Annotated in this window: 2 protein-coding genes; one reads left to right on the forward strand and one right to left on the reverse strand. The window is 72.6% G+C overall.

The window, feature by feature from the left end; all coding sequences use genetic code 11:
- The coding region (locus DZF91_RS25070) for a hypothetical protein (RefSeq protein WP_235834536.1) at nucleotides 1–507 on the reverse strand (507 nt) is incomplete at its 3' end.
- Between the two features lie 97 nt (nucleotides 508–604).
- On the opposite strand from DZF91_RS25070, the gene DZF91_RS25075 reads away from it, so the two are divergent.
- Nucleotides 605–2,428: an ABC transporter substrate-binding protein gene (locus DZF91_RS25075; RefSeq protein WP_117359698.1), complete on the forward strand. Its 1,824-nt coding sequence runs from the start codon at nucleotides 605–607 to the stop codon at nucleotides 2,426–2,428.
- Nucleotides 2,429–2,518 lie beyond the last annotated feature (90 nt).

Consider the following 2,518-nt stretch of genomic DNA (forward strand, 5'->3'; position numbering starts at 1 on the left):
CCGCCCGCCGCCGGCCCCGCGCCCGCCGTCACCGCGCCCGCCGTCACCGCGTCCGGTGGGAGCGCGTCCGGCGGTCCCGCGCCCGCCGTCACCGCACTCAGCCGCGCCGCCGTCGGGTAAGGGGCCGTGCCCCCGCTCGGTGAGGAAGACCTCCAGGACGCCGGTGCGGACGACGCGGTCCCGCAGGTCGCGGGAGTCGCGGTAGGGCTGGCCGTCGCGCGTCCACGGCCGGACGGTGATCCCGGCGGCCGTGACCTCGTCGTAGAGCATCCGGTTATGAAACTTCACTATCTCATAGCGTTCGAGCAGGACCGGATCGCACTGGAAGCGGGCCGCACGCTCGTAGAAGTCGGCCACGCGCCGACCGAACTCCTCGTCCGGCGCCACCCGCAGGCGGCCCAGCTCCGCGACGTCAGAATAGGCCTCATGCCCTCGCTGGCCTTCCGACCAGCGCTCGATGTGCCGCTGCGCGATACGGCGCAGGTCCCCGGGAAGCCGCGGAGGCACGCTCATCCTCCCCCGTGACGCGGGCGGTGGCCGTCGCCTTGCCATTCCTCACACATCACTTGATAATCCTATAGCAATCCAGGGAAGGCGGACAGTGATGACCAACACCGCGTCAGAGTCCACATCCGAGCGCGGGACCGCTACCGGGACCGGCACGGCGGCCGGGACCGCGCCCGATTCGGCGGCCGGGACCGCGGAACGGCCGGGAGACCCCAGGTACGGCGGCACGCTGCGGCTGCGCGGCCCGGGCGGCGTGGACCACATCGACACCGCGAGCGCCTACTACGCCACCTCGGCCCAGATCCTGCGCGCCCTCACCCGGCACCTGTTCGCCTATCCGGCCCAGGACGACCTGTCCGCGCCCGACCGGTCGTTCACCCCCGTACCGGACCTGGCGGCCGAGGTGCCGACCGTGGAGAACGGCGGCATCAGCGCCGACCGCAGGACCTACACCGTCCGGCTGCGCGAGGGGGTGCTGTGGGACTCCGCGCCGCCGCGCGAGGTCACCGCGCACGACGTCGTCCGGGCGTTCAAGCGGCTGCCCAACCCGGTGTCGGGGGCCGGGGCGCTGCCGTACTTCACCACCACGATCGAGGGCATGGCCGAGTACTGCGACGCCTACCGGGCGGCCTTCGAGGAGACCGACCCGACCCCGAAGGCGCTCGCCGAGTTCCAGGACACCCACGACATCGCGGGGCTGCGCGCCCTCGACGACCACACCGTGGAGTTCCGGCTGCGGCGCCCGGCCAACGACATGCTCAACATCCTCGCGACGGGGTTCACCGCCCCCGCGCCCGCCGAGTACGACGCCTACCTGCCCGACAGCATGGAGTTCCGGCGCAACACCCTGTCGTGCGCGCCGTACCGCCTCGTCCGGTACGACGACCGCGGCGAGCGCATCGTCATGGAGCGCAACCCGGTGTGGCGCAAGGAGACCGACCCGATCCGCAACCAGTACGTCGAGCGGATCGAGATCGAGGTCGACACCTCGCCGGTGCCGGAGATGGAGCGGCGGATGGACGCGGGCGAGGTCGACCTCGCCTGGTCCTACACGGCCGTCTCGTGGGACCGTCCGAAGCCCGGCCAGGACGCCCCCGCCCGCAGCTATCCCGGCTTCGCACTGAACCCCTACCTGGTGTTCAACCTGCGCAGCCCGAACGCCGGCCGCGCCACGAGCGACCGGCGGGTGCGCGAGGCCGTCGCCTACGCCATCGACAAGGTCGCGATCGGCGAGATCCTGGACGCGCTGGACGCGCCCAACCGGCCGCTCGGCTCGGTCATCCCGGTCGGCAGCATCGGCCACCGGGACGACTTCGACCCCTACCCCACCCCCGGCTCACGCGGCGACCCCGGGAAGGCCCGCGCGCTGCTGGTCGAGGCCGGGTACGGCGACGGGCTCACCCTCGTGGCGGCCGTCCGGAGCATCGGCATCCACCAGAAGGTGATGGCCTGCGTCGAGGCGAGCCTGGAGCGGATCGGCATCACGCTCGACTACCGGTACTACACCCAGGCCGAGTACTACGGCTCCGCGCTGTCGAACCCGGACGCGGGACGCGCCGGGGCGTGGGACATCGCCGAGCCCGGCTTCACCCCCGACTGGTTCGGCAACAACGGCCGGGTGATCGTCCAGCCGCTGTTCCAGACCAACGACGTCCCGGGCACCACCAACTACGGCGGGTACAGCAACCCCGAGGTGGACGAGCTGATCGAGCGGGCGCTGGAGGAGCCCGACCCGGCCGCCGCCGACGAGCTCTGGCACCGGGTGGACGCGCGGATCATGGCCGACCTGCCGGTGGTGCCGATCCTGTCGTTCGCCGCGATGACCTCGCGCTACCACGGCAGCCGCGTCCGCAACCCGGTGCACGTCCCGCAGATCCAGTTCTTCGACATCACCAACATCTGGCTCGACCCCGCCACCTGACGCCCCCCGGGCCGGACGGGGAGACCGGACGGGGAGGGGTGCGCCTACCGGGAGCGGGCGCGCGGCGGGGCACCGGGGGTGGTCAGCCCC

Origin of the sequence: Actinomadura logoneensis (assembly GCF_003428695.1) — a bacterium.
In the GTDB taxonomy this organism is placed as follows: Bacteria; Actinomycetota; Actinomycetes; order Streptosporangiales; family Streptosporangiaceae; genus Spirillospora; species Spirillospora logoneensis.